At 74.0% G+C, this 2,299-nt stretch carries 1 protein-coding gene; it reads left to right on the top strand.

Features of this window, described 5'->3' with window-relative positions:
- Positions 1-18: 18 nt before the first annotated feature.
- Positions 19-2,175 (top strand): putative bifunctional diguanylate cyclase/phosphodiesterase, encoded by a 2,157-nt coding sequence (locus tag ACFV0Q_RS40890; RefSeq protein WP_385013102.1) that lies wholly within the window; start codon positions 19-21, stop codon positions 2,173-2,175.
- Positions 2,176-2,299 lie beyond the last annotated feature (124 nt).

Here is a 2,299-nt window from a genome sequence, read left to right as displayed (position 1 = left end):
CACCAGGGCCGGGCGCCGCTGCGCGAGCTGCGGAGCGGCCTGGAGGACCGGATCGCGCGCTTCGCGACCATCTGGGGACGCGCGATCTTCCCCGTCACGGCCACCTCCCTGACCCGCCCCGAGTTCGAACAGCACCTCGTCCCCCTCACCCGGACCCTCACCGAGGCCCTGCACGCCCGGCCCTTCGACGCCGGTGTCGCCCAGCGGGTCGGCGCCGAACTCGTCGCCGTGCACTGCACCGACCCCGAGGCCCTGGCCGGCACCCTCGGGGTGGTCGAGTCGTACCTGGTGCTCTACTGCGGCCCCGACGGCGCCGGGACCGAGGGCACCGAGGAGTACCGCTCCCGCTGCGCCCGGCTCCAGCACGGCATCGCGGCCGGCTTCGCCCGCGCCCTGCGCGAGCGGACCCTCAAGGAGCAGGAGGCCATCGCCCGCTCGGCCCTGACGGCCCGCATCGACGCCCAGCAGGCCCTGCACGCCAGCGAGGAGCGCTTCCGGGCGGTTTTCGAGGGAGCCGCAGTCGGGATCGGCATCGCCGACCTGGAGGGCAACGTGCTGGAGGTCAACGACGCCCTCCTCCAGATGTTCGGCGGGCTGGAAGGGCACGTCCGCGGCCGCAACGTCAGCGAATGGGGCCACCCCGACGACACCCCGCACGTCTGGCGAATGTACGGGGAGCTCGTGCGCGGGGAACGCGAGCACTACCGGGTGGAGAAGCCCTACTACCGGCACGACGGGACGGTCCTGTGGACCAACCTGACGGTGTCCCTGCTGCGCGACGCCGACGGCGTCCCGCAGTACCAGCTGGCCCTGATGGAGGACACCACCGAACGCCGGCTGCTCAACCTGCGCCTGCGCTACGAGGCCACCCACGACGCCCTGACCGGGCTGCCCAACCGGACGCTGTTCTTCGAGCGGCTGGAGAAGGCCCTGGGCGGGGCCCCCACCACCCGCTTCGGCCTGTGCTACCTGGACCTCGACGGGTTCAAGGCGGTCAACGACAGCCTCGGCCACTCGGCGGGCGACCGGCTGCTGGTCGAGGTGGCCGACCGCCTGCAGAGCTGCGCCACCGGTCCGGGCGAGGTGGTCGCGCGCCTGGGCGGCGACGAGTTCGTCGCCCTGACCACCGGGCCCGCCGCCGACAGCGAGGAGAAGGTGACGGACCTGGCGGTCCGGATCCTGTCCGCCCTGTCCACCCCCATCCGGCTGGAGGGCCGGGAGCTGACGGTGCGCGGCAGCATCGGCATCGTGGAGGGCCGGGCCGGCGAGCGCACCGCGGCGGAGGTGCTGCGCAGCGCCGACATCACCATGTACCGGGCCAAGGCGGCCGGCGGCAACCGGTTCGAGTTCGCCGACGCGGAGGCCGACGCCCGCGCCATCACCCGCCACGGACTGACCAACGCCCTGCCCGCGGCCCTGGAGCGCGGCGAGTTCTTCATCGAGTACCAGCCGCTGGTGCACATGCACGACGGCAGCGTGCACGGCGCGGAGGCGCTGGTGCGCTGGTCCCACCCGCAGTACGGGGTGCTCGGCCCGGACCGCTTCATCCCCCTCGCCGAGCGGACCGGACTCATCGTGCCGCTCGGCCGCTGGGTCCTGGAGGAGTCCGTCCGCCAGGCCCGCACCTGGCAGCGCCAGCACGGCGGGGCGGCCCTGCGCGTCAACGTCAACCTCTCGCCGACCCAGCTCCACCACCCGGGCCTGGTCGCCGACACCGTGCGGGTGCTGGAGAGCTCCGGCCTGGCTCCGGGCGCCCTGTGCCTGGAGGTCACCGAATCGGCGCTGATAGGAGCCGACGACGAACTCCTGGAACCGCTGCGCCGGCTCGCCGCCCTCGGGGTGGACATCGCCCTCGACGACTTCGGCACCGGCTACTCGAACCTGGCCAACCTGCGCCGCCTCCCCGTCAGCGTCCTCAAGCTGGACCGCTCCTTCACCCAGGGGATGCAGCAGCAGCCGGCCAACCCCGTCGACGTCAAGATCGTGGAGGGCATCGTCGCCCTGGCCCACAGCCTCGAACTCGCGGTGACGGTCGAGGGAGTGGAGACCGGAGTCCAGGCGGCCCAGCTCCGCGCCCTCGGCTGCGACACCGCCCAGGGCTGGTACTACGCCCGCCCGGGCTCCCCGGACCGCATCCACGCCCTCTGTCTCTCGGACGCCGTCACGACCCCCTGACCCCGGGCGCCCGGGGCCGCGGAGCCGGGGGCGGCGGCTGGGTCAGTCCAGCCCGGCCTCCGTCCCCCGGCCGGGCTCCCGCACCGCCGCCAGGACCCGGCGGTGCCGCTCGGTGGTGTCGGCC

It is taken from the genome of Streptomyces sp. NPDC059564 (assembly GCF_042735575.1).
GTDB lineage: Bacteria > Actinomycetota > Actinomycetes > Streptomycetales > Streptomycetaceae > Streptomyces.
This window is presented reverse-complemented; position numbering and strand designations above follow the sequence as displayed.